Annotated in this window: 22 protein-coding genes and 3 tRNA genes; 15 read left to right on the top strand and 10 right to left on the bottom strand. The window is 66.7% G+C overall.

The window, feature by feature from the left end; genetic code table 11:
- Positions 1-32: 32 nt before the first annotated feature.
- Positions 33-1,358, top strand: a complete 1,326-nt coding sequence (locus F6Q13_RS02730) for a dipeptidase (protein ID WP_293051884.1) — start codon at positions 33-35, stop codon at positions 1,356-1,358.
- Here the strand turns inward: F6Q13_RS02730 and bcp are convergent.
- Positions 1,355-1,828: a thioredoxin-dependent thiol peroxidase gene (gene bcp, locus F6Q13_RS02735; RefSeq protein WP_293051886.1), complete on the bottom strand. Its 474-nt coding sequence runs from the start codon at positions 1,826-1,828 to the stop codon at positions 1,355-1,357. The two genes, F6Q13_RS02730 and bcp, sit on opposite strands and share 4 nt — an antisense overlap.
- Positions 1,829-1,947: 119 nt before the next feature.
- Here bcp and F6Q13_RS02740 point away from each other — a divergent pair, with 119 nt between their 5' ends.
- The 3 genes from F6Q13_RS02740 (at position 1,948) to F6Q13_RS02750 (ending at position 2,925) form a co-directional block, all read left to right on the top strand.
- The gene (locus tag F6Q13_RS02740; protein ID WP_293051889.1) at positions 1,948-2,175 is read left to right on the top strand and encodes a DUF3618 domain-containing protein; all 228 of its coding nucleotides are present in this window, start codon (positions 1,948-1,950) and stop codon (positions 2,173-2,175) included.
- Between the two features lie 171 nt (positions 2,176-2,346).
- Complete coding sequence (locus tag F6Q13_RS02745; protein ID WP_293051892.1) at positions 2,347-2,514, top strand: hypothetical protein; 168 nt, start codon at positions 2,347-2,349, stop codon at positions 2,512-2,514.
- Between the two features lie 120 nt (positions 2,515-2,634).
- Positions 2,635-2,925, top strand: coding sequence for a hypothetical protein (locus F6Q13_RS02750; protein ID WP_293051895.1), 291 nt, complete (start codon positions 2,635-2,637; stop codon positions 2,923-2,925).
- Positions 2,926-2,947: 22 nt separating this feature from the next.
- Here the strand turns inward: F6Q13_RS02750 and F6Q13_RS02755 are convergent.
- Positions 2,948-3,023: transfer RNA gene (locus tag F6Q13_RS02755), tRNA-Lys, on the bottom strand.
- Positions 3,024-3,150: 127 nt separating this feature from the next.
- Here F6Q13_RS02755 and F6Q13_RS02760 point away from each other — a divergent pair.
- Positions 3,151-4,359, top strand: a complete 1,209-nt coding sequence (locus F6Q13_RS02760; protein WP_293051898.1) for an Ig-like domain-containing protein — start codon at positions 3,151-3,153, stop codon at positions 4,357-4,359.
- Positions 4,360-4,377: 18 nt separating this feature from the next.
- On the opposite strand, the gene F6Q13_RS02765 is transcribed toward F6Q13_RS02760, so the two are convergent.
- Both F6Q13_RS02765 and orn read right to left on the bottom strand, forming a co-directional pair.
- A tRNA-His gene (locus F6Q13_RS02765) sits at positions 4,378-4,453 on the bottom strand.
- 33 nt (positions 4,454-4,486) lie between these two features.
- Positions 4,487-5,143, bottom strand: coding sequence for an oligoribonuclease (orn, locus tag F6Q13_RS02770; protein WP_293051901.1), 657 nt, complete (start codon positions 5,141-5,143; stop codon positions 4,487-4,489).
- A gap of 97 nt (positions 5,144-5,240) precedes the next feature.
- On the opposite strand from orn, the gene F6Q13_RS02775 reads away from it, so the two are divergent.
- Entirely contained in the window at positions 5,241-6,776 is a 1,536-nt protein-coding gene (locus tag F6Q13_RS02775; RefSeq protein ID WP_293051904.1) for a helicase HerA-like domain-containing protein, read from the top strand.
- Between the two features lie 4 nt (positions 6,777-6,780).
- Here F6Q13_RS02775 and cmrA read toward each other — a convergent pair whose 3' ends face one another.
- Positions 6,781-7,584, bottom strand: coding sequence for a mycolate reductase (cmrA, locus tag F6Q13_RS02780; protein WP_293051907.1), 804 nt, complete (start codon positions 7,582-7,584; stop codon positions 6,781-6,783).
- Between the two features lie 66 nt (positions 7,585-7,650).
- Between cmrA and F6Q13_RS02785 the strand changes: the two genes are divergently transcribed.
- A complete protein-coding gene (locus F6Q13_RS02785) occupies positions 7,651-8,979 on the top strand; it encodes an MFS transporter (protein WP_293051910.1) in 1,329 nt (442 codons plus the stop codon).
- Positions 8,980-9,016: 37 nt separating this feature from the next.
- Here F6Q13_RS02785 and F6Q13_RS02790 read toward each other — a convergent pair whose 3' ends face one another.
- Positions 9,017-9,658 carry a hypothetical protein gene (locus F6Q13_RS02790; RefSeq protein WP_293051913.1) on the bottom strand — a complete coding sequence of 214 codons (642 nt, stop codon included), beginning with the start codon at positions 9,656-9,658 and terminating at the stop codon, positions 9,017-9,019.
- Positions 9,659-9,737: 79 nt separating this feature from the next.
- A complete protein-coding gene (locus F6Q13_RS02795; RefSeq protein ID WP_293051916.1) occupies positions 9,738-10,388 on the bottom strand; it encodes a TetR/AcrR family transcriptional regulator in 651 nt (216 codons plus the stop codon).
- Between the two features lie 76 nt (positions 10,389-10,464).
- Between F6Q13_RS02795 and F6Q13_RS02800 the strand changes: the two genes are divergently transcribed.
- From F6Q13_RS02800 to F6Q13_RS02820, 5 genes are read left to right on the top strand one after another with little or no spacing between them, the layout of a single operon-like run.
- Positions 10,465-12,015: a carboxyl transferase domain-containing protein gene (locus tag F6Q13_RS02800; protein ID WP_293051919.1), complete on the top strand. Its 1,551-nt coding sequence runs from the start codon at positions 10,465-10,467 to the stop codon at positions 12,013-12,015.
- Positions 12,016-12,020: 5 nt separating this feature from the next.
- Positions 12,021-14,081 carry a biotin carboxylase N-terminal domain-containing protein gene (locus F6Q13_RS02805; protein WP_293051922.1) on the top strand — a complete coding sequence of 687 codons (2,061 nt, stop codon included), beginning with the start codon at positions 12,021-12,023 and terminating at the stop codon, positions 14,079-14,081.
- Positions 14,074-15,234 (top strand): acyl-CoA dehydrogenase family protein, encoded by a 1,161-nt coding sequence (locus F6Q13_RS02810; RefSeq protein WP_293051925.1) that lies wholly within the window; start codon positions 14,074-14,076, stop codon positions 15,232-15,234. The genes F6Q13_RS02805 and F6Q13_RS02810 overlap by 8 nt, the downstream gene beginning before the upstream one ends.
- A complete protein-coding gene (locus F6Q13_RS02815) occupies positions 15,231-15,725 on the top strand; it encodes a MaoC family dehydratase (RefSeq protein WP_293051928.1) in 495 nt (164 codons plus the stop codon). The genes F6Q13_RS02810 and F6Q13_RS02815 overlap by 4 nt, the downstream gene beginning before the upstream one ends.
- On the top strand, positions 15,725-16,537 hold the full coding sequence (locus F6Q13_RS02820; protein WP_293051931.1) for a CoA ester lyase: 813 nt from the start codon (positions 15,725-15,727) through the stop codon (positions 16,535-16,537). The genes F6Q13_RS02815 and F6Q13_RS02820 overlap by 1 nt, the downstream gene beginning before the upstream one ends.
- A 26-nt stretch (positions 16,538-16,563) precedes the next feature.
- On the opposite strand, the gene F6Q13_RS02825 is transcribed toward F6Q13_RS02820, so the two are convergent.
- From F6Q13_RS02825 to F6Q13_RS02835, 3 genes are all read right to left on the bottom strand, one after another.
- On the bottom strand, positions 16,564-17,322 hold the full coding sequence (locus F6Q13_RS02825) for an enoyl-CoA hydratase (RefSeq protein WP_293051934.1): 759 nt from the start codon (positions 17,320-17,322) through the stop codon (positions 16,564-16,566).
- A gap of 77 nt (positions 17,323-17,399) precedes the next feature.
- The gene (locus F6Q13_RS02830) at positions 17,400-17,633 is read right to left on the bottom strand and encodes a hypothetical protein (RefSeq protein WP_293051937.1); all 234 of its coding nucleotides are present in this window, start codon (positions 17,631-17,633) and stop codon (positions 17,400-17,402) included.
- Positions 17,601-17,674: transfer RNA gene (locus F6Q13_RS02835), tRNA-Arg, on the bottom strand. The genes F6Q13_RS02830 and F6Q13_RS02835 overlap by 33 nt, the downstream gene beginning before the upstream one ends.
- A 464-nt stretch (positions 17,675-18,138) precedes the next feature.
- Here F6Q13_RS02835 and F6Q13_RS02840 point away from each other — a divergent pair.
- The 3 genes from F6Q13_RS02840 to F6Q13_RS02850 are packed head-to-tail and all read left to right on the top strand — an operon-like array spanning position 18,139 to position 23,524.
- On the top strand, positions 18,139-19,614 hold the full coding sequence (locus F6Q13_RS02840; protein ID WP_293051940.1) for a wax ester/triacylglycerol synthase family O-acyltransferase: 1,476 nt from the start codon (positions 18,139-18,141) through the stop codon (positions 19,612-19,614).
- Positions 19,611-21,185: an HAD-IB family hydrolase/lysophospholipid acyltransferase family protein gene (locus F6Q13_RS02845; protein ID WP_293051943.1), complete on the top strand. Its 1,575-nt coding sequence runs from the start codon at positions 19,611-19,613 to the stop codon at positions 21,183-21,185. The genes F6Q13_RS02840 and F6Q13_RS02845 overlap by 4 nt, the downstream gene beginning before the upstream one ends.
- On the top strand, positions 21,182-23,524 hold the full coding sequence (locus F6Q13_RS02850) for a glycerol-3-phosphate 1-O-acyltransferase (protein WP_293051946.1): 2,343 nt from the start codon (positions 21,182-21,184) through the stop codon (positions 23,522-23,524). Before F6Q13_RS02845 ends, F6Q13_RS02850 begins: the two co-directional genes overlap by 4 nt.
- The last annotated feature ends 40 nt before the right edge of the window (positions 23,525-23,564 follow it).

Here is a 23,564-nt window from a genome sequence, read left to right on the forward strand (position 1 = left end):
CGCGGGCGCCCAACCTGACTAGCCTCGGGCCTATGAGTGGTCTGGTCGAACGCGTGCGCGCGGTGCTGCCGTCGGTACGCCGCGATCTGGAGAACCTGGTGCGCATCGAATCGGTGTGGGCCGATCCGTCCCGCCGCGACGAAGTGCACCGAAGCGCGCACGTGGTCACAGACCTGTTGAAAAGAGCTGGTTTTGACGACGTGCGGATAGTCAGCGAAGGCGGCGCGCCGGCGGTCATCGCGCGTCATCCGGCACCGCCCGGTGCGCCGACGGTACTGTTGTACGCTCACCACGACGTCCAGCCCGAAGGCGACCACACCCACTGGTTGACACCGCCGTTCGAGCCAACCGAGCGCGACGGGCGGCTCTACGGGCGCGGCAGCGCCGACGACAAGGCAGGCATTGCAGTACATTTGGCGGCTTTCCGAGCGCACGGCGGCAGGCCGCCGGTAGGGGTGACGGTGTTCGTCGAGGGCGAGGAGGAGTCCGGCTCACCCTCGCTGGGCCGCCTGCTGACCGCCCATGCCGACGTGCTGGCCGCCGACGTGATCGTCATCGCCGACTCCGACAATTGGAGCACCGAAGTCCCCGCGCTGACAGTCTCGCTGCGTGGTTTGGCCGATTGCATCGTGGAAGTCGCCACGCTTGACCACGGTCTGCACTCGGGGCTGTGGGGCGGCGTGGTCCCCGACGCGCTGAGCGTGCTGGTGCGGTTGCTGGCCAGCCTGCACGACGACGACGGCAATATCGCGGTGGCCGGCTTGCACGAAAGCACCGCCGCTGCCGTCGATTACCCACCCGAGTGGGTCCGTACGGAATCCGGGCTGCTGGATGGGGTAGACGAAATCGGCTCCGGCTCGGTGGCGCAGCGGCTGTGGGCCAAGCCGGCGATCACCGTGATCGGCATCGACACCACCTCGATTGCGGCGTCGTCGAACACCCTGATTCCGCGCGCTCGCGCCAAAATCAGCATGCGGGTAGCCCCTGGTGGCGACGCCGCCGCGCACCTGGACGCGCTACGCAGGCATCTGGAACAGCACGCGCCCTGGGGCGCTCACGTGAGCGTCACCTCCGGCGAGATCGGGCAGCCCTATGCGATCGACACCGGCGGGCCGGTGTATGCGGCCGCCCGCGCGGCGTTGGGTCAGGCCTGGGGGACTGAGCCCGTCGAGAAGGGGATGGGCGGCTCGATCCCGTTCATCGCCGAGTTCGCCGCCGCATTCCCGCAGGCGACGATCCTGGTGACCGGGGTGGAAGATCCCGCCTCGCAGGCACACAGCGTCAACGAGAGTCTGCACCTGGGGGTGCTGGAACGTGCCGCGGCGGCCGAGGCGCTGCTGCTGGCCGAGCTGGCTTAGACCGACAGGTCACGCCGCAGCTTGGCCACGTGGCCGGTGGCCTTGACGTTGTACTGCGCAAGGGCGATCTTGCCCTTCTCGTCGACAACGAACGTCGAGCGGATGACACCGTGCACGGTCTTGCCGTACATCTGCTTTTCGCCGTAGGCGCCCCAGGCGGTCAACACCTTGCGGTCCGGGTCGGACAGCAGCGGGAAGGTCAGGCCTTGGCTGTCGCGGAATTTGGCCAGCTTCTCCGGTTTGTCGGGGGAGATGCCGACGACGGCGAGCCCGGCTTCGTTGAGGTCGTGCAGATTGTCGCGGAAGTCGCAGGCCTCTTTGGTGCAGCCGGGTGTGGACGCCGCCGGGTAGAAGTAGACGATCACCCGGCGTCCGCGGTAGTCGGCCAGCGACACGGTGTTGCCGTCGGCGTCGGGTAGCTTGAAGGGAGGTGCTTTGTCGCCGGGCTGCAGGCGAACGGTCTCAGTCAACTCGATTCCCTTTCTGTTCTCCGGCGCGTCATGTTCAGCGTCGGCTGATCTAGGGTAATGCGAAGACACCTGCGTGGGGCCGAGCAAGGCCTCGTGCTGGCGAAGACAGGGAGGACAGCGTGGCGGACCGAGATCCTGACACCATCAAAAAAGAGATTGACCAAGCCCGTGAGCAGCTGGCGGCCACCGTCGACTCCCTCGCTGCGCGGGCCAATCCCCGCCGACTCGCCGAGGATGTCAAGGCTCGGGCAATCGCAATGGTCAAAAAGCCCGCTGTGGCAATCTCGTTGGCCGGGATCGGGATGTTGGCGATCGCCGTGATAGTTCACCGGATTCGCCACCGTTGAACAGGAACTGTCCGGGATTCGGTTGCCGTTGAGGCCGTTCGGCAAAACCGCCCGTCATCGGTCAAGGCCCCTCAATCCCGTTGCCGATCAACAGCTAAGACCCGTTGACTTCGATGCGTGCAGCTAGCTAGCATTTTCGGCATTTGCAAAACTGGCGAACCAGGATTGGCCATGGCTGACGACAGTTTTATCCGGGGTTGCATGCGCCGGTCAGTCGTCTGCCTGCTGCTGGCAGCCGCCGCGGTCACCGGCACGGGCCTCGCTCACGCCGACGACGGATCCGCCCCGATCTCTGCCGATGCGTTCGCCAGTCTCGTCGCCGACTTCGACCACGCGTAGAGCGCGCTAAGCGCACAGCTGGATGAGGCTGACCTGCCATATCTAGCGTCCGTGCTGCACGATCAGGACTACGTCGTGCAGCAATTGAGTGCTTTTCCGGGGTGGTTCACTCGGTGACAGTTGTCACTGAGTGAAGATAACGACGTCCTCGCGAACCTGCAGAACGCGGTGTATTTCGCTCCGGCCATCCGGGGGGTGGCTTCAGGCATCGAAGCCGTCACAAACGCCGATCAGGCCCTCGACGGCGCCCTCGCGAGCAGTTCCGGGGTCGGTGGTGCCGAATTCGGGCTCGAACTGGCAGACCTTCGACTGGCCGGTGCCGCGATCGACTCGCTGGGTGTTGTTCCCGTCATCTGGACCGACATCTCCGTTATTTTCCTGGAAGCCGGTGTCATGATCCTGACGTCGTAGCGGCCCTTTGCCGCCGCTGACCTGGTGCGCCGTCAGGGTTTCGAACCCCGGACCCGCTGATTAAGAGTCAGCTGCTCTACCAACTGAGCTAACGGCGCGTGTGCATTTCTCGACACGCGAGACTAACAGGCACCGCCGCGGCTGGCGAATCTCCTCGTCACGGCACGGCGCGGAGCCCGTAAACTACTGCTGAGTCGTTACTGGTTCGGTGGGGAGTAAATCCAGATGGCAGGTCATTCGGTGACCCCTGCGCGCGGTGGCCGATGCTGGGCGGCCATGCTGCTGGTGGCGCTCTTTGCTGTGGCCGGATGCAGCAGGGACACCGGCGCGGCGCCACCTGCCGTCATCGTCGACAAAGGCACCCCGTTCGGCGACCTGCTGGTTCCCAAATTGACCGCGTCGGTCACCGACGGCGCCGTCGGCGTCACGGTAGACACCCCGGTGACAGTGAGCGCCGAGGCCGGTGTGCTGGCCTCGGTCACCATGGTCAACGAAAACGGCAGGTCGGTGAGCGGCCAGCTCAGTGCCGACGGCGTGCGCTGGAAGACCACCGAGCCATTGGGCTACAACCGGCGCTACACCCTGACCGCCACAGCGCGCGGGCTGGGCGGCGAGACGACCAGTCACATGACGTTTAGGACCCATTCACCGCAGAACCTGACGATGCCCTACGTGGTGCCGAGCGACGGCGAGGTCGTCGGCGTCGGCGAGCCGGTGGCGATTCGCTTCGACGAGAACATCGCCGACCGCGCCGCGGCGGAAAAGGCCATCACAGTGACCACCAACCCGCCCGTCGAGGGTGCGTTCTACTGGCTGACCAACCGCGAGGTGCGCTGGCGGCCGAAGGAATTCTGGAAGCCCGGGACCGTCGTCGACGTGGCGGTCAACACCTACGGTGTCGACCTGGGCAACGGATTGTTCGGTGAGGACAATGTGAACACCCACTTCACCATCGGTGACGAGGTCATCGCCACCGCCGATGACACCACCAAGTTGCTGACGGTGCGGGTCAACGGAGAAATCGTCAAGACGATGCCGATCTCGATGGGCAAGGACAGCACGCCGACGGCCAACGGGATCTACATCATCGGGGAGCGCTTCGCGCACATGATCATGGACTCGTCGACGTACGGAGTCCCGGTCAACTCGCCCAACGGCTACCGCACCGAGGTGGACTACGCCACCCAGATGTCCTACAGCGGAGTGTATGTTCACTCCGCGCCGTGGTCGGTGGGCGCGCAGGGGCACACCAACACCAGCCACGGTTGCCTCAACGTCAGCCCCGGCAACGCCCGGTGGTTCTACGAGCACACCAAGCGCGGCGACATCGTCGAGGTGATCAACACCGTCGGCCCGACGCTGCCGGGAACCGAAGGCCTCGGCGACTGGAACATCCCGTGGGACCAGTGGCGCGCCGGCAACGCCAACGCGTGACGGCGATACCGCTGCCTGTGGGGTGAGTGACGGGACTCGAACCCGCGACACCCAGGATCACAACCTGGTGCTCTACCAGCTGAACTACACTCACCATGGCCGCCTTCGACAAGCGGCGACGTCGATACTAGCCGCTTGGGTGCTCGGCGGCCGAATCGATTTCTTCGGGCGCTTCCGTCGCGACCCCCAGCTCGGCGGCTGCCGCCGCGATCTCGCTGGTATCCGGCCCGGGTGGCGGCACGAAAGCTGTGCGCCGGTAGTACCTGAGTTCCCGGATGGAGTCGTGGATGTCGGCCATTGCCCGATGTGCCAGCCCCTTGGCCGGCTGGCCGTAGTAGATGCGGGGGTACCACCGTCGGCACAGTTCCTTGATCGAGCTGACGTCGACCATCCGGTAGTGCAGGTAGGAATCCAGCGCGGGCATGTCGCGGGCGATGAATCCCCGGTCGGTGGCGATCGAGTTGCCGGCCAGTGGCGCGGTGCGGGCTTGCTTGACGTGGGTACGAACGTAGTCGAGCACCATCGACTCCGCGGTGGCCACGTCGATGCTCGAGGCGCGGACCTCGGCGATCAGGCCCGAACGGGTGTGCATGTCGGCGACGACGTCGATCATCGACGACAACGTCGCGTCGTCGGCATGGATCACCACGTCGAGGCCGTCGCCGAGAATGTTCAGGTCGCCGTCGGTCACCAGGACCGCGATCTCGATCAGCTTGTCCGACGCCAGGTCCAGCCCGGTCATCTCGCAGTCGATCCACACCAGTTCGTCGCGTCCAGCGTTCACAGGTGCCCACGCTAGCGGCAAGACGTGTGCCCGCGGCGCAGCTAGCCAGTAATGTCATCCCGGGCAGCACCCCCGGTGCGGAAAGGACAGTGCCACGATGAACCCACAGTCGACACCCGGCACGACCGCCGCACGGCAGATCGCGGCCGGCTACGCGGTGGATGGCCAGGCGCTGGAGCTGGGCAGCCTGGTCGTCGACGGTAGCGTCGACCCGGCCGCGCAGATCCGCATCCCGCTGGCCACCCTCAACCGCCATGGCCTGGTGGCCGGGGCTACCGGCACCGGCAAGACCAAGACGCTGCAGTTGATCGCCGAGCAGCTGTCGACGGCGGGGGTACCCGTGCTGATGGCTGACGTCAAGGGCGACTTGTCCGGCCTGGTGCGGGCCGGGGAACCCAGCGACAAGACGACGATACGCGCCAAGGAGACCGGCGACGATTGGGCGCCGGCGGGCTTCCCGGTGGAGTTCCTCTCGCTGGGCACGACCGGAATCGGCGTGCCGGTGCGGGCCACGCTCGCCAGCTTCGGTCCGATCCTGTTGGCTAAAGTACTCGGACTCAACGCCACCCAGGAGTCGACGCTGGGCCTGATCTTCCACTGGGCTGATCAGCAGGGTCTGCCGCTGATTGATCTGAAAGATCTGCGTTCGGTCATCAGCTACCTCACCAGCGACGGGGGCAAGTCTGCGCTGAAAGATCTGGGCGCGGTGTCGACCACGACGGCCGGCGTCATCCTGCGGTCGCTGGTCAACCTCGAGGCCGAGGGCGCCGACACCTTCTTCGGCGAGCCGGAGCTCAACCCGCAAGACCTCTTGCGCGTCGACGACCGGGGCCACGGGGTGATCTCGTTGCTCGAGCTCGGTGACCAGGCCGCGCGCCCGGTGCTGTTTTCCACCTTCCTGATGTGGGTGCTGTCGGACCTGTTCACATCCATGCCCGAGATCGGCGACGTCGACAAACCCAAGCTGGTGTTCGTGTTCGACGAGGCCCACCTGTTGTTCACCGATGCGTCGAAAGCGTTCCTGGACAAGGTTCAGCAGACCGTCAAGCTGATCCGCTCCAAGGGTGTCGGTGTGTTCTTTTGCACCCAGTTGCCCACCGACGTGCCCAATGACGTGCTGTCGCAGCTGGGGGCGCGCATCCAGCACGCGCTGCGTGCGTTCACTCCCAAAGACCAGGAGGCATTGACCAAGACCGTGCGCACCTACCCGAAAACCGATGTCTACGATCTGACTTCGGCGTTGACGTCGTTGGGCATCGGCGAAGCCGTGGTCACCGTGTTGTCGGAGCGGGGCGCCCCGACCCCGGTCGCCTGGACCCGGCTACGCGCACCGAGGTCGTTGATGGCGTCCATCGGCGACGACGCGATCAGCTCCGCGGCCACAGCGAGCCCGCTGCACGCCAAGTACGGTCAGACCGTCGACGTGCGATCCGCTTTCGAGATTCTGCAAGAAAGAGCGGCACAGGCCGCGCCGCCCGATCAGCCGCCGGCGAAAAAAGAGACGAAACCCGCTCCCGCGAAGCAGGGGTGGTGGAAGCGGTTCGTGAACAGTCGGGGCTTCCAGACCTTTCTCAACGCGCTTGGCCGGGAACTCGTCCGCAGCATGCTCAACAGCAGCAAGCGCCGGCGTTAGCCGATCAGCTGCCCAGCTTCTTGTAGAAACTGCCCACGACCGGCGCGACGAGCGCGCGCGGAGCGTACTGGCTGGCCACCGACATGGCTTTCGACGTCAGGCCGGGAACAACGCGCATCTTGTTGCGGGCTAACGCATCCAGCGAGATGCGTGCGGTGTAGTCGGTCGAAATCCACAGGAAATCCGGCACCAGCTTCTCGACGAGGGACTGCTGGGCCGGATCCGGTAGTTCGGTGCGCACCGGACCGGGTGCCAGCAAAGTGACGTGCACACCACAGCCGCGCAGTTCACCGCGCAGCGATTCGCTGAAGGTGTTGACGAACGCTTTGGTGGCCGCATAGGTCGCGTTGTAGGGGATCGGTGAATTGCCCGCCGCCGAGCCGGAAAACAAGATCCCGCCCGCTCGGCGCTGCGTCATGCCCGGCAACACCGCCAACGTGAGCTCGTGCACCGCGATCACGTTGAGCGCAACCTGGGCCTTTTCTCCTTCGGGATCGAGCCGCGACACCGCTCCGAACGTTGCCGTGCCCGCGTTGGCGCACAGAATCGAAATGTTCCGGCCGGCCAGTTCGCCGGCCAACTTCGCCCGGTCGGCGGAATCGGTGAGATCGGCCGGCCGTACCTCGACGGTGACGCCGTAGGTGTCGCCGAGTCGGGCCGCCAGGTCAGTCAGCACGTCCTCGCGTCGCGCAGTGACGATCAGGTTGTGGCCGCGCGCGGCCAGTTCGGTAGCCAGCGCCTCGCCGATGTTTTGCGAGGCTCCGGTGACCACGGCGCGGGCGTCGGGGCTGGGAGCGGGTACGGGCATGCGGCCAATCGTAGAGGCGGCCGGGCGTGGCGGGTCGCTGCCGAGGGATTTCGTTAGAGTGCCGGGATGAGCAACCCGGCGGCGGCTGCACCCACAGGGCAGCGATCCGGCGTCGTGGCCTGGGCGTTGTGGGACTGCGGCGCCACCGGTCTGAACGCGATCGTGGTGACGTTCGTGTTCTCGGTCTACCTGACCGACGGCGTGGGCCAGGGGATGCAGGGCGGCATTTCACCGGCCAGTTGGCTGGGCCGCGCGTTGGCGGTCGCCGGGTTGACCATCGCGACCCTCGCGCCGGTCATCGGGGTGTGGGCGGAGGCGCCACGTCGGCGTCGTGCGGTATTGACCGTCCTGACCGGCCTCGCTGTCCTGCTGACCGGCGCGATGAGTCTCATCCGTAACCAGCCCGGCTATCTGTGGGCCGGATTGGCGCTGCTCGCAGCTACGGCAGCCTGCTCCGACCTGGCCAGCGTCCCGTACAACGCGATGCTGCGCCAACTGTCCACACCGCAGACGTCGGGCCGGATTTCGGGTTTGGGCTTGGCGTCGGGCTACCTGGGCAGCGTCGCGCTGTTGCTCGTGATGTACACGGGCTTCATTGCCGGACACGGTGACACTCGCGGTCTGCTGCATCTGCCCACCAGTGGCGGCACGAACGTCCGGATCGCGATGCTGGTGGCGGCCGCCTGGCTGGCGCTGTGGGCGATGCCGTTGCTGGCGACGGCCCGTCGGCTGCCCGCCGTCGAGTCGTTGCACCCCCCGTCAGAGATTCTGGGCGGGTACCGCAGGCTGTGGCGGGATCTGCGCGACGAGTGGCGCCGCGATCACAACCTGGTCTACTTCCTGCTGGCCAGCGCCGTCTTCCGGGACGGGCTGGCCGGAGTGTTCACCTTCGGCGCGGTGCTCGGCGTCACCGTCTACGGCATCTCGCAGGCCGACGTGCTGATCTTCGGAGTGGCCGCGAGCGTGGTGGCGGCACTGGGCGCGGTGGCGGGCGGGCACTGCGACGACCGCATCGGGTCGAAGCCGGTCATCGTCGCGTCGCTGGCGGCGATCATCACGATGGCGCTCAGCTTGCTGGTGCTGTCCGGCCCGGGTGCGTTCTGGCTGTGTGGACTGCTGTTGTGTGTGTTCATCGGGCCGGCGCAATCCTCGGCACGCACGTTGTTGCTGCGCCTGTCGCGGCACGGCATGGAAGGCGTCGCCTTCGGTCTCTACACGATGACGGGACGGGCGGTGTCGTTTTTGGCGCCATGGCTGTTCTCGGTGTTCGTCGACGTATTCGGCGCCGTCCGGGCCGGCATAGGCGGATTATGCGTGGTGCTGGGCGCCGGATTGCTGGCCATGGTGATGGTGCGCACACCAGCCGACACCGCGGTGCCGCAACGCGCGGCCTGATCCCGGCGGCGGTGCAGAGCGCGTCGGGCGGTAAGACTCACGCCGGCGCATCGCAGATCGTCAGCCCCACGCCGGTGTGCTGGCTGACCTGCGCCCCGGCCACAGTGAGCGTGCAGGTGACCTCGTGGCCGATGTTGACGACCGTGACATTGGCATTGCTGCCCGACTTCGGCAGGCTGACTTCCTTGCTCCACGGCAACGCCACGTTGAACTCGGTCGCCATCACGTCGCCGCTGTCGCGGTAGGTGATGCTGATGGCGCGGCCTTCTCCGGTCACGCTGTAGACGACGGCGTCGACGGCCGCCGCGCCGGATTCGCCGGGCGACGTGGCGGTGCTGCCCGGCGTTGCCGAAGCGGGCGGCGAGGTCGCGGCAGGGGTCGTGGAGGCCGGCGCGGCCGGCCCCGGCGAGACCACCGCCTGGTCCTGGGCCGAGTTATTGGAGATCACCAGCGCGGTGACCATGACGACGACCAGTGCGACCGCGGCGGCTGCGGCGACCCATAACCAACGCGGGGTCTTCGGCCGGTCCGGCGGAACCTGCCGCGGCGCCTGCGGGTAGTGGTCGGCAGAGGCTGGGTCCGGGGCCGTATCCGCGTATGCGGGATAAGACTGAGGAAACCGCAGGGTTGGTTCGTCCGCCGGTCGACCGGACTGCTCGGGTCGACGTGGATCGTTCATGCCCACCTCATGGCTGCAGAGTACCTGCAGCACAACACCGGGGCCGCCAACACCCGGCCGGGTGGATTCGATCCGGGATTCATCGGCGGCACCGGTCGCCGACCATGAGCGCGCCCAGCGTCATCGCCCGCAGCACGGCCCGGACACGCGTTATCCGCGCTGCCCTGTTGTCAGCGGGTTTGATGCTGTGCGGGGTGGAGTTCAGCAATCCGAAGGCCGCATGCGCCATCAGCCGGGCGTCGCCCTCGGCGAGGGTAGGCTCCAGCTCGCGGAGCACACCCACCCAGATCTCGACATACTGGCGCTGGGCGCGGCGCACCTGGCGCTCGGCGGTCCCCGGCAGGTGCGCCAGGTCGCGGTCCTGGATGCGGATCAGATCCGGTTCGCCCAGCGCGAAGTCGAGATGGAAGTCGATCAATCCCTCCAGCGCGCCGGCGGCGTCGGTGCTGTGCGCTCGCACGTCGCGGGCGCCGGCGAGTAGCCGGGTGCTGATACCGACCAGCAACTCGACCAGCAGCGACTCCTTGTTGGGAAAATGCCGGTAGATCGCCGGGCCGCTGACACCGGCGGCCGCACCGATGTCTTCCAGGCGCACCGCCAGAAAACCCCGCTCGGCGAACAGCCGCTCGGCCGCCGCCAGTAGCTGCGCTCGGCGGCCGGATTTCAACTGGCTGCGCCGACTGGGGAACCCGGCGTAGTCTTCGTGGCCGGCCGCGGCAGTCGGTGCCATAGCCGCCTCCTGGACAGTTCGGTTAACCACTACTAACATAGCACGAGTTATTTGTGATTAACCGAAATGACCCCAGATGACGTCACCGGCGCCCAACCCCGACGCGCACCGTGCGTTGGTGGCACAACTGCGCGAGAAGCTGGCCGCAGCCGCCCGCGGCGGTCCGGAACGCGCCCGGGCCCGCCACATCGAACGCGGCAAGCTGCTTCCTCGTGACCGGGTGGACGGCCTGGTCGACCCCGGCAGTCCGCTGCTGGAAATCGCGCCGCTGGCCGCCGACGGCATGTACGACGACGAGTGCCCCGGCGCGGGCATCATTACGGCGATCGGCCGGATCAGCGGCCGCGAATGCATGATCGTGGCCAATGATGCGACGGTCAAGGGCGGCACCTACTATCCGATCACCGTCAAAAAGCACCTGCGGGCCCAGGAGATCGCCGGGCAGAACCGGTTGCCCTGTATCTATCTCGTCGACTCCGGCGGCGCATTCCTGCCGCGACAAGACGAGGTGTTTCCCGACCGGGACCACTTCGGCAGGATTTTCTACAACCAGGCCAAACTCAGCGCCGAGGGCATCCCGCAGATCGCTGCGGTGCTCGGGTCCTGCACGGCGGGTGGGGCTTATGTGCCCGCGATGAGCGACGAAGCGGTGATCGTGCGCAACCAGGGCACCATCTTCCTCGGTGGCCCGCCGTTGGTGAAGGCCGCCACCGGGGAGGTCGTCACCGCCGAAGAACTCGGCGGTGGTGACCTGCACGCGAAAACATCCGGTGTCACAGACCATCTCGCCCATGACGACCGCGACGCGCTGCAGATCATCCGTCGTATCGTGGCCACTTTGGGTCCGCGCCGGCCGCCGATCTGGGAAGTACGGCCCAGCGTGGAACCCATTGCCGACCAGCGTGAGCTCTACGACGTCGTTCCGGTCGATGTCAGAGTTCCCTACGACGTGCACGAGGTTGTCATCCGCATAGTCGACGGCGGCGAGTTCAGCGAATTCAAGGCCGAATACGGCAGCACGCTGGTAACCGGATTCGCTCGCATTCACGGGCATCCGGTTGGCATACTGGCTAATAACGGCGTGTTGTTCAGTGAATCCGCGATGAAAGCAGCACATTTCATCGAACTCTGCGACAAGCGTCTGGTGCCATTGTTGTTCCTGCAGAATGTCTCGGGGTTCATGGTCGGCCGGGACTACGAGGCCGGAGGCATCGCCAAACACGGTGCGAAGATGGTCACCGCCGTCGCCTGCGCGCGGGTCCCTAAGCTGACGGTGGTCATCGGCGGTTCCTATGGCGCGGGCAACTACTCGATGTGCGGGCGGGCATATTCGCCGCGCTTCTTATGGATGTGGCCCAATGCGCGCATCTCGGTGATGGGCGGTGAGCAGGCGGCATCGGTGTTGGCGACGGTGCGTGGGGAGATGACCGAGGCGGAGGAAGACGCGTTCAAGGCCCCGATCCGAGCCCAGTACGAACATCAGGGCAACCCCTACTACTCGACGGCTCGGCTGTGGGATGACGGTGTGATCGACCCGGCTGACACCAGAACCATTGTGGGTCTTGCTCTCTCGATCGCTGCACATGCGCCGGTCGAGCCGGTGTCCTACGGCGTCTTCCGGATGTAGTGGCAATGAGAGAACTAAGCACTGTTCTAGTGGCCAACCGCGGAGAAATCGCCGTGCGGGTGATCCGCACGTGCAAGGCGATGGGCATCCGCTCGGTAGCCGTCTACAGCGACGCCGACGCTGCTGCCCGCCATGTCGCCGAGGCTGATCGTGCGGTCCGCATCGGACCCGCGCCGGCCAAGGACAGCTACCTCAACATCGCCGCCATCGTCGACGCGGCGATGCGCACCGGCGCACAGGCCGTGCATCCGGGATACGGGTTTCTTTCCGAGAACGCCGATTTCGCCGCCGCATTGGCGTCCGCCGGCGTGGTTTTTATCGGACCGCCCGTTGCAGCCATCCAGACAATGGGTGACAAGATCGCCGCCAAGGCGACCGTGTCGGAGTTCGGCGTACCCGTCGTTCCCGGCATTGCGCGGCCGGGACTGACCGACGCCGAGCTGATGGCCGCCGCCGACGAGATCGGCTACCCGGTGCTGGTCAAGCCGTCAGCCGGCGGCGGCGGTAAAGGCATGCGCCTGGTGGACCGGGCCGCCGACCTGCCCGACGCGCTGGCCGGTGCCCGACGCGAATCGGCCGCCGCCTTCGGGGACGACACCGTGTTTCTGGAGCGATTCGTGCAGCGCCCCAGGCACATCGAAGTACAAATACTGGCCGACAACTACGGCAACATCGTGCACCTCGGCGAACGGGAATGCAGCCTGCAGCGGCGACACCAGAAGGTGATCGAGGAGGCGCCCTCGCCGCTGCTGGACGCTTCGACCCGGGCCCGCATCGCCGCCGCCGCCTGCGACACCGCGCGCAGCGTCGACTACCGCGGTGCCGGCACCGTGGAGTTCATCGTCTCCGCCGAGCGGCCCGACGAATTCTTCTTCCTGGAGATGAACACCCGCCTGCAGGTAGAACACCCGGTGACCGAACTGGTGACCGGATGGGATCTGGTCGAATGGCAGATCCGCATTGCCGCGGGAGACAAGCTGACGACGGTCGATGTCCCGCTGCGCGGCCACGCGGTCGAAGCGCGGATCTACGCCGAGGATCCCGCCCATGGGTTCGTGCCGACCGGTGGCGATGTACTGGAGCTGGTCGAACCGGAAGGCAAAGGTATTCGCGTCGATTCAGGTTTGCGGGCCGGGATGGTCGTTGCCAGCGAGTATGACCCGATGCTGGCCAAGGTGATCGCCCACGGCGTGGACCGGCCCGCGGCACTGCGGGCACTGGACCGGGCCCTGGCCGACACCGCGGTCCTCGGCGTGGTCACCAACGTCGAGTTCGCCCGGTTTCTGCTGGGCGACCCCGACGTCGTCGCCGGCCGACTCGACACCGGCTTGCTGGATCGGCGCGCCGGCGATTTCGTTGCGGCGTCGCCGACAGACCCGCATTTCATCGCCGCTGCTGCCTACCGATGGCTGCGGCGTTGGCCCGCGCCGGGTGCAGACCTGTGGGAAGTGCCGTCCGGGTGGCGGATCGGTACGCCCGCCCCGGTCAGTATTCGGCTGCGCGCCGGCGACCGCACCGACCACGTTCACCTCACCGGAGTTCCGACGGCCGCAGTGGCCCGCGTCGAGGACGGCGAATCTCACATGCTGTCAGCGCATCTTGAGGGTCGACACTTGGTGGTCACTCTCGACGGAGTGCGCACCTGCTACGTCGTCGCCGCGGCCGGGCACCAGATCTGGCTGGCCGGTGACGGCGTCACCGTGGTACTCGAGGAGGTGCGGGAACCGCCGGTGCGCCCCGGTGACGAGCACGGGGGCGACGTCGAATTGATCAGCCCGATGCCCGGGTCTGTCGTCGCGATCGGGGTCGCCGACGGCGCCGAAGTCCGGGCCGGCACCGTCGTGGCCACGGTCGAGGCCATGAAGATGGAGCACCCGCTGGCCGCCCCGGTCGACGGGGTGGTCGAGCTGTTCGTCGCCGCCGGCGAGCAGGTCAAGGTGGGCCAACTGGTAGCCCGGATCACTGTGCCCGGCTGTGCGGTTTCATACGCGACGCGCCGCGGTTCGCGTATGAAACCGCACAATCGCCCCGCGGGCCGTGAAGAAAAGGATGGCGCTCATGAGTGATTTCCCGGCCAGCGGGCTGCTTGCCGATGAGTATCAGCAGCTGGTCAAGACGGTGCGCGATTTTGCGCGCAGCGTGGTCGCGCCGGTCGCGGCCCGCCACGACGCCGAGCATTCCTTCCCCTATGAAGTCGTCGCCGCGATGGCCGACATCGGCTTGTTCGGGCTGCCGTTTCCCCAGGAGTGGGGCGGGATGGGCGGTGACTACTTCGCGTTGTGCCTGGCCCTGGAGGAATTGGCCAAGGTGGACCAAAGCGTGGCGATCACCCTGGAGGCCGCTGTGTCGCTGGGCGCGATGCCGGTCTATCGGTTTGGCACCGAGGCGCAGAAGCGGGAATGGCTGCCGCAGTTGACCAGTGGTCGTGCCCTGGGTGCGTTCGGGCTTACCGAACCGGGCGGCGGCACCGATGCGGGCGCGACCAAAACCACCGCCCGTCTCGACGACGGGCACTGGGTGATCAACGGATCCAAACAGTTCATCACCAACTCCGGTACCGCTATCACCACGCTGGTCACGGTCACCGCCGTCACCGGTGTGCGCGACGGTAAGAAAGAGATCTCCGCGATCCTGATTCCGGTGCCCACACCCGGGCTCACCGTGGAACCCGCCTACGACAAGGTCGGCTGGAGGGCGTCGGACACGCATCCGCTGACCTTCGACGACGTGCGGGTGCCGGAGCACAACCTGCTCGGCGAGCGCGGTCGCGGGTACGCCAACTTCCTGCGCATCCTCGACGAGGGCCGCATCGCGATCGCCGCGTTGGCCACCGGCGCGGCACAGGGCTGCCTTGACGAAAGCGTCAAATACGCCCGCCAGCGTGAAGCGTTCGGGCAACCGCTCGGCCGTTACCAGGCGGTCGAGTTCACCATCGCCCGAATGGAGGCCCGCGCTCACACCGCGCGCACCGCCTACTACCACGCCGCCGCACTGATGCTGGCCGGTAAGCCGTTCAAGAAAGAGGCCGCGATCGCCAAGCTGGTGGCCAGCGAGGCGGCCATGGACAACGCCCGGGCCGCCACCCAGATTCACGGCGGATACGGGTTCATGAACGAGTTCGCCGTCGCCCGCCACTACCGGGACAGCAAGATTCTCGAGATCGGTGAGGGGACCAGCGAAGTCCAGTTGATGCTGATCGCCAGGGAGGTGGGACTGTGAGCGGCGCGTCGCGCGCAATCATCCAGCGCGGGCTGTGGTTCGACGAGTTCGAAATCGGCGTGCGGTATCTGCACCGGCCGGGACGGACGATCACCGAAGCCGACAATGTGTTGTTCACGACGCTGACGATGAACACCCAGGCCCTGCATCTGGACGCCGCGTTCTCCGCCGCGCTGCCGCCGTTTCACCAGCGCCTGGTGAACTCGATGTTGACACTGTCGACTCTGGTCGGATTGTCGGTCGCTCAGCTGACCCAGGGGACGATCGTCGCCAACCTCGGGTTCTCCGACATTGGTTTTCCCAAGCCGCTGTTCCACGGCGACACGTTGTATGCCGAAACCGTGATCACCGACAAGCGCGAGTCGAAGAGCCGTCCGGGAGAAGGCATCGTGACGTTCGAACACACCGGACGCAACCAGCACGGTGATGTCGTCGCGATCGCGACCCGAAAAACACTGGTACGTATGCGGCCGGGGGAGGACGGCGGCTGATGGTTCTGCACGACCCCGGCCCGGCGTGGCTGTTCTGCCCGGCCGACCGCCCAGATCGCTTCGAAAAAGCTGCTGCTGCAGCCGATATCGTGATCCTCGATCTGGAGGACGGAGTGGCCGCCGCGGACCGCCCGGCTGCCAGGCAGGCTCTCGTCGACGTGCCGCTCGACCCGGCTCGCACCGTGGTGCGGGTCAATGCGTTCGGCACTCCCGACCAGCAGCTCGACCTCGAGGCCGTGGCGCGCACCCGGTACGACACCGTGATGCTGCCCAAATGCGAAGGAGACCAACACGTCGGCGCACTGGCGCCGCTGGACGTGATCGTGCTGGTCGAATCACCGCTGGGTGCGCTCGCCGTCACCGACAGTGTTCGCGCCGACAACGCCGTCGCGGTGATGTGGGGTGCAGAAGACCTCTTCGCCGCACTCGGCGGCACCGCCAACCGCTACCCCGATGGGACCTACCGGGAAGTGGCTCGCTACGTCCGGTCGCAGTCGCTGCTGGCGGCCAAGGCCTACGGGCGGCTGGCGCTGGATTCGGTCTACCTCGACATCAAAGACCTCGACGGGCTTCGCGCCGAGGTCGACGACGCCGTCGCGGTGGGCTTCGACGCCAAGGTTGCTGTCCACCCCGGCCAGGTGCCGGTGATCCGGGCCGGCTACGCGCCCACACCCGAGCAGGTGCAGTGGGCGCGTAGCGTCCTGGCCGCCGCTGCCGACGGGCGCGGTGTCTTCGCATTCGAGGGCACCATGGTGGATGCGCCGGTGCTGCGGCGAGCCGAGCGGATCGTGCAGCGGGCGGCTGGTCGGTAGCAGTGCCGGGCCCTGCCTCGGAGGACCTAGCGGTCCCGGGCGGCGGCCAACCGGGCGGCGAACTCCGGGGACCGGATCGACCTGGCCTGCGGGCCCAGTTCGGCCATTTTGGCGAATTCGTGCGCTTCGACGTCGACCGACCCCGGGCTGGCGGTGGCGCGCATGGTGGCTTTGGTCGCCAGCACGACCTCCCGCGGGGCGGCGGCAGCGCCCGCCGCCAGCTCCAACGCCGCGCCGACCGGGTCGTCGGCGATGCTCAGCGCCAGCCCGTAGCGCACAGCAGATTCCGCGTCGAAGCGCATCCCGAACAACAGGGCAGCGCGGGCTACTTGCGGCCCCACCGCCCGCTGCAGCATCCAGGTCGCGCCCCCACCCGGGTGCAGGCCGAGTTTTTGGAACCGGGCGTCGAACAACGCGGCGGGTCCGGCGATGCGCACGTCGGCGGCCAGCGCCAGGTTCAGTCCGGCGCCGACGGCCGGGCCGTTGACCGCGGCGATCGTGGGCAGTGTGCAGCGACCGACGGCCATGAACCCGTCGTAGAGCTGCAGCAGGCTCTCCTCGGTGGCCGCACCCAGTGCGCGCAGGTCGGCGCCCGCGCAGAACGCCGTGCCGGCGCCGGTGACGACGACGGCGTGCACGTCGGGATCGGCTTCGGCGCGTTGCACGGCGGCGCGTAACTGTGTCGACATCCTGGCGGTGACGGCGTTGCGCCGATCGGGGTCGTTGACGGTGATCAGCGCCACGTGATCGTCGGCGCGGTACACGACGAGGTCGGACTCCGGCATTGTGGTGTGTCTCCGGGGCTGGGAGCAGATCGACGCACTAACGCTAGTCGGCTCCCGCGAGCGGGTGCGTTGCGGTGCTAGAAAATGGTGCCGAGGAGGTCGATCCCGGATCCCATCGCGCTGAGCGTCGACACCGCGTTGTTGAGATCGTCGGCGATGTCGTCGAGTGAGGTCGCGACGCCCGCCGTGGCGCTGGTGGCCGGGTCGGAAAAGCCGGCGAAGTGCCGGGCACCACGGAAACAACCGTCAAGCAGCAGCCCGGCTTGTGGACCGCCGTGTGCCCCCGGCAGGACTCGAACCTGCGACCACAAGATTAGAAGTCATGTGCTCTGTCCAACTGAGCTACGGAGGCATGACCAGGTCAGTCTAGCCAACAGCGACCACAGCCGGCCCCGGTCGGATTGCCGGGCTCGTCCTCGCGAGCACGGCGGCGGTCGCCGCGCCGCGCTGCAGGAGTCCTCCGGGCCCGGCCAGCGACATTGCCGTCGTTGTGCGGCACAGACGTCGGACATCGCCTACGGGCGTCGGGCGGCCGATGCCGTCGCCGACTTTATGGGTGTCGGGTACGGTCGGCATCTCCGCCCGCGACGCCGTGTTGCGCGCAAACAACCGACATCGGCCAGTTGGATTGTTAATCCGGCAGCATCCCACGGTGTTTCGCGGGATGTCGAGCGGGAAGTCCTCGTAGGGGGCCGATCCGGTCAATCGGCCACCACCACCGCGTCGACCGGACTAGCGTTGTGGGGACACGTGGGTCAGCGGGGTAACGGGAGGCTTTAGTGGCGATCGCAGACCTGGCACGCCGAGGAGGCGACGGTGGCTGAGCCCGTCGACGCGGCCGGATTGCCGACCGAGCTGGGAGCGGTCGATTATCTGTTGCATCGCGGGGAGGCGAATCCGCGGACCCGCTCGGGAATCATGGCGGTGGAAATTCTTGACACCACCCCGAACTGGGACCGCTTTCGGGCCCGTTTCGAAAACGTGTCCCGTCGGGTGCTGCGGCTGCGCCAGAAGGTGGTCGTGCCGACGCTGCCGACCACGGCGCCGCGCTGGGTGGTCGATCCCGACTTCAACCTGGACTTCCACGTGCGACGGATGCGCGTCGCGGAGCCCGGCACGCTGCGGGAGGTGTTCGATCTGGCCGAGGTGATGCTGCAATCGCCACTGGACATCGCGCGACCGCTGTGGGCGGTCACGCTGGTCGAGGGCCTCGCCGGAGGACAGGCCGCGACCCTGCTGCATCTGTCCCACGCGGTCACCGATGGCGTGGGCAGTGTGGAGATGTTCGCTCAGATTTACGACCTGGAACGGGACCCGCCGCCCGCGCCGACACCGCCGCAACCGATTCCGGAGGATGTGTCGCCCACCGACCTGATGCGTGAGGGCGTCATCCACCTGCCGACAGCCGTGGTCGGGGGAATCCGGGACGCCCTGTGGGGAGCCGCTTCGGTGCTCGGGCGCGCGGTGGTCAACCCGATGTCGACGGTGGCGGCGGTGGCGGACTACGCTCGCTCCAGCGTGCGGGTGATGCGCCGGGCGGCCGATCCGTCGCCGCTGTTGCAACGCCGCAGCCTGGCCAGTCGCTCCGAAGCGATCGACATGCTGCTCGCCGATCTGCACAGGGCCGCCAAGGCGGGTGGCGGATCGATCAACGACGCTTATCTTGCCGGTCTGTGTGGCGCGTTGGGCCGTTATCACCAGGCCCTCGGCGTGCCGCTCGCCACGTTGCCGATGGCGGTGCCGGTAAACCTGCGTTCGCAATCGGATCCGGCCGGCGGTAACCGGTTCACCGGGGTCAACCTGGCGGCGCCGGTGGGGACGGCAGACCCGGTCGAGCGGATGAGAAAGATCCGGGCGCAGATGACCCAGCGCCGCGAGGAGCCCGCGATGGACGTCGTCGGTTCGATCGCACCGCTGCTCAGCATCTTGCCCGCGCCGTTGCTGGAATCCATGACCAGTTCGGTGATCGCCTCGGACGTGCAGGCCAGCAATGTTCCCGTCTATCCCGGCGATACCTATATCGCTGGAGCGAAGATCTTGCGCCAATACGGTATCGGCCCGTTACCCGGGGTGGCCATGATGGTGGTGCTGATATCGCGGGGCGGGTACTGCACTGTCACCGTGCGCTATGACCGGGCCGCTGTCCGGGACGAGCAACTGTTCGCCCGTTGCCTGCTGGAGGGTTTCGACGAAATCCTCGCACTGGCCGGTGAACCCGCACCGCACGCCGTGCCCGCATCGTTTGATGTCCAGCCGGCTGATGCGTCGGCCCGGTCGGTGTCGGGTTCATGACCACCCCTGAGAGCCGCAAACCGCCGCGCGATCTTCGGCTGCCCGGCTCTGTCGCCGAGATCGCCGCGAGCCCGGCGGGACCGCAGATCGGTGCCTTCTTCGATTTGGACGGCACGCTGGTCGCCGGTTTCACCGCCGTCATCCTCACCCAGGAACGTCTGCGGCGACGAGACATCAGTGTGGGCGAGCTGATCACCATGGTGCAGGCCGGTCTGAACCACCGGCTCGGGCGCCTCGAATTCGAGGAACTGATCGGCAAGGCCGCGGCGGCGCTGGCCGGACGCGCACTCAGCGACCTCGAAGAAATCGGCGAGCGGCTCTTCGTCCATCGCATCGAATCGCGGATCTACCCCGAGATGCGGGAGTTGGTGCGCGCCCACCTGGCCCGCGGCCACACGGTGGTGCTCAGTTCGTCGGCGCTGACCATCCAGGTCGATCCGGTGGCCCGCTTCCTGGGGATCCCCAACACCTTGACCAACAAATTCGAGACCGACGACAACGGCATCCTCACCGGACGAGTGGTCCAGCCGATCCTGTGGGGGCCGGGAAAGGCGTCGGCGGTGCAGAAGTTCGCCGCCGAACACGGTATCGACCTGCAGGAAAGCTACTTCTACGCCGACGGCGACGAAGACGTCGCGTTGATGCACCTGGTCGGCAATCCGCGGCCGACCAACCCGGAAGGCAAGATGGCCGCCGTCGCCCGCCGTCACGGCTGGCCGATCCTGCGGTTCACCAGCCGCCACGGCGGTATCGGCGCGCAGCTGCGCACCCTGGCCGGGATCGCCTCGGTGCTGCCCGTCGCCACCGGCGCGCTGTGGATCGGTCTGCTCACCCGCAGCCGGCGCCGCGGAGTGAACTTCTTCACCTCCACGTGGTCACAGCTTTTGCTGGCCGCCAGCGGTGTGCAGCTCAACGTCATCGGTGCGGAAAACCTGACCGTGCAGCGTCCGGCCGTGTTCATCTTCAACCATCGCAACCAGGTCGATCCGATCATCGCCGCTGCGCTGGTGCGGGACAACTGGATCGGGGTGGGCAAAAAAGAACTGGCGAGCGACCCGATGATCGGCACATTGGGCAGGTTGGTCGATGCGGTCTTCATCGACCGCGACGATCCCACCGCTGCGGTGGACAGCTTGCATGAAGTCGAAGAGCGGGCGCGGCAGGGACTTTCGATCGTGATCGCCCCGGAAGGGACCCGGATGGACACCACAACCGTAGGGCCGTTCAAGAAAGGGCCGTTCCGGATCGCGATGGCCGCCGGAATCCCTCTGGTGCCGATTGTGATCCGCAATGCGGAGATCATCGCCGCTCGTAACTCCACGACGATGAACCCAGGCACGGTCGATATCGCCGTGTATCCGCCGATCTCGGTCAGTGACTGGACCCTGGACGACTTGCCCGATCGGATCGCGCAGGTGCGCCAGCTGTATGTCGACACCCTGGCCGACTGGCCTTACGACGGACTGCCCAAGCCAATTCTTGACACGCGGGAGAAAAAGTCGGCGCCGCGGAAGCGCTCCGCTGCCAAAAAGGCCGCGACGGCAACATCTCGGGCGAAGGGACAACCGTGACGACACCTGCCACCGTCACCGGCACATTCGCCACCACCGATGACACGCTGGTTTTGGCTTCTGTGTCATCGGCGGTGGAATCCGAACTACTGGCAAGCTGGCTGGACAGGCAGCGTGAACGCTACCCGGATACCAAGATCGACGTGCTGCGGTTGCCGCCGGACGACCCGCCGCCCGCGGCGCTCGCGCAACTTGTCGAACAACTCGAACTCGACGACGACCGTTCTATCGTGCCGGTGCGGGTGTTTTGGCTGCCTCGTGCGGGCGCTTCGACACTGAGTCGGATCGCGGCGTTGCTACCGGGCCGCGATCCCTACCATCCCAGTGAGCGCCGGCAGCGGCATATCGTGCGGTCCGAACCCGGCCGGGCCCGGGTCGTGGCCGGCGAATCCGCGAAGGTCTCCGAGCTGCGTCAGCAGTGGCGCGATCTCACGGTGGGGGAAAACTCCCGGGATTTCGCGCGTTTCGTCATCCGCCGGGCGCTGCTGGCGCTGGAACGTGCCGAATACCGGATCTTAGGACCGCAGTACAAGTCTCCCCGGTTGGTCAAGCCGGAGATGCTGGCATCAGCGCGATTTCGCGCCGGCCTGGACAAGATCCCGGGAGCCACTGTCGAGGCGGCCGGACAGATACTCGACGAGCTCGCGACGGGGTGGAGCCGCGCCTCCGTTGACTTCGTCTCTGTGCTGGGCAGGCTGCTCAGCCGCGGTTTCGACCGCGAAATCGACTACGACGAGTACCAGGTGGCGGCGATGCGCGTCGCTTTGGAGGCTCATCCGGCGGTACTGCTGTTCTCACACCGTTCCTATCTCGACGGTGTGGTCGTGCCGATCGCCATGCAGGAGAACCGGCTGCCGCCCGTGCATGTGTTCGCCGGCATCAACTTGGCGTTCGGGGTCATGGGCCCGCTATTGCGCCGCGCCGGAGTTATCTTCATCCGGCGCAACATCGCTAATGACCCGCTCTACAAATACGTGCTCAAGGAGTATGTGGGCTACGTCGTCGAGAAGCGGTTCAACCTGAGCTGGTCTATCGAGGGCACCCGCTCACGTACCGGAAAGATGTTGCCACCCAAGCTCGGTCTGATGAGCTATGTCGCCGACGCTTATCTGGACGGCCGCAGCGACGATATCCTGCTGCAAGGGATTTCGATCAGCTTCGACCAGCTGCACGAGACCGCTGAGTACGCTGCTTATGCGCGTGGCGCCGAAAAGAAGGCCGAGGGATTCGGCTGGCTGTACAAATTCATCAAAGCCCAGGGTGAGCGTAACTACGGCAAGATCTACGTTCGCTTCCCCGAGGCGGTGTCGATGCGGCAGTACCTGGGCCCTGCACACGGCCCGGTCGCCACCGATCCGGATGCCAAACGCCTTGCCTTGCAGAAGATGACGTTCGAGGTTGCCTGGCGGATTTTACAGTCGACACCGGTGAACGCCACCGGGCTGGTTTCGGCGCTGCTGCTGGCCACCCACGGCGTAGCGTTGACCCTGGAACAGTTACATCACACTTTGCAGGATTCACTGGACTACCTCGAGCGCAAGCAAAACCCGATGTCGACCAGCGCGTTGCGGTTGCGTACTCCCGACGGGGTGCGCGCGGCGGTCGACGCGCTGTCCAACGGGCATCCGGTCACCCGCGTGGATGGCGGTCGGGAGCCGGTGTGGCGTATCGCCCCCGAACATGAGCACATCGCAGCGTTCTACCGCAACTCGGTGATCCACGCCTTCCTGGAGACCTCGATCGTCGAGCTGGCACTGGCCTATGCCGGGCGCGTCGACGGCGACCGGGTGCAGGCATTCTGGACACAGGCGATGCGGTTACGGGATCTGCTGAAATTTGACTTCTACTTCGCTGATTCGGCGGCCTTCCGAAAGAACATCGCCGCAGAGATGACGTGGCACACCGATTGGGAGGCCCATGTCGCCGCGGGCGCTGCGGAGATCGACGCGATGCTGTTCGACAAGCGGCCGTTGATGTCGGACGCCATGCTGCGGGTGTTTTTCGAGGCGTACGAGATCGTCGCCGACGTGCTGCGCGACGCCCCGGCGGAGATCGGCGACAAAGAGTTGACCCGGCTGGCTCTGGGGGTGGGCCGGCAATACGTGGCGCAGGGCCGGGTGCGCAGCAGCGAGCCGGTGTCCACGCTGCTGTTCGCCACGGCGCGTCAGGTAGTCGCCGACCAGCACCTCTTGGAGCCGGCAGCCGACCTGACCGAGCGCCGCATGGCGTTTCGCCGTGAACTACGCGGCATCCTGGGCGACTTCGACCACGTCGCGCAGATCGCGCGCGAGCAGTTCGTCGCCCGGGAAGTCGCGGCGCGCGGCCTGGCGGGCGGGTAGCGCCGGCGCCGGGTAGAGCGTTGTCGCGGCATGCCTACCC

Source organism: Mycobacterium sp., assembly GCF_008709575.1.
GTDB lineage: Bacteria > Actinomycetota > Actinomycetes > Mycobacteriales > Mycobacteriaceae > Mycobacterium.

Excerpts from the sequence above, each read along its gene's own strand:
- F6Q13_RS02730 (WP_293051884.1), top strand. The coding sequence starts at position 33 with ATGAGTGGTCTGGTCGAACGCGTGCGCGCGGTGCTGCCGTCGGTACGC.
- F6Q13_RS02745 (WP_293051892.1), top strand. The coding sequence starts at position 2,347 with ATGGCTGACGACAGTTTTATCCGGGGTTGCATGCGCCGGTCAGTCGTC.
- F6Q13_RS02760 (WP_293051898.1), top strand. The coding sequence starts at position 3,151 with ATGGCAGGTCATTCGGTGACCCCTGCGCGCGGTGGCCGATGCTGGGCG.
- F6Q13_RS02775 (WP_293051904.1), top strand. The coding sequence starts at position 5,241 with ATGAACCCACAGTCGACACCCGGCACGACCGCCGCACGGCAGATCGCG.
- cmrA (WP_293051907.1), bottom strand. The coding sequence starts at position 7,584 with ATGCCCGTACCCGCTCCCAGCCCCGACGCCCGCGCCGTGGTCACCGGA.
- F6Q13_RS02785 (WP_293051910.1), top strand. The coding sequence starts at position 7,651 with ATGAGCAACCCGGCGGCGGCTGCACCCACAGGGCAGCGATCCGGCGTC.
- F6Q13_RS02790 (WP_293051913.1), bottom strand. The coding sequence starts at position 9,658 with ATGAACGATCCACGTCGACCCGAGCAGTCCGGTCGACCGGCGGACGAA.
- F6Q13_RS02795 (WP_293051916.1), bottom strand. The coding sequence starts at position 10,388 with ATGGCACCGACTGCCGCGGCCGGCCACGAAGACTACGCCGGGTTCCCC.
- F6Q13_RS02800 (WP_293051919.1), top strand. The coding sequence starts at position 10,465 with ATGACGTCACCGGCGCCCAACCCCGACGCGCACCGTGCGTTGGTGGCA.
- F6Q13_RS02805 (WP_293051922.1), top strand. The coding sequence starts at position 12,021 with ATGAGAGAACTAAGCACTGTTCTAGTGGCCAACCGCGGAGAAATCGCC.
- F6Q13_RS02810 (WP_293051925.1), top strand. The coding sequence starts at position 14,074 with ATGAGTGATTTCCCGGCCAGCGGGCTGCTTGCCGATGAGTATCAGCAG.
- F6Q13_RS02820 (WP_293051931.1), top strand. The coding sequence starts at position 15,725 with ATGGTTCTGCACGACCCCGGCCCGGCGTGGCTGTTCTGCCCGGCCGAC.
- F6Q13_RS02825 (WP_293051934.1), bottom strand. The coding sequence starts at position 17,322 with ATGCCGGAGTCCGACCTCGTCGTGTACCGCGCCGACGATCACGTGGCG.
- F6Q13_RS02845 (WP_293051943.1), top strand. The coding sequence starts at position 19,611 with ATGACCACCCCTGAGAGCCGCAAACCGCCGCGCGATCTTCGGCTGCCC.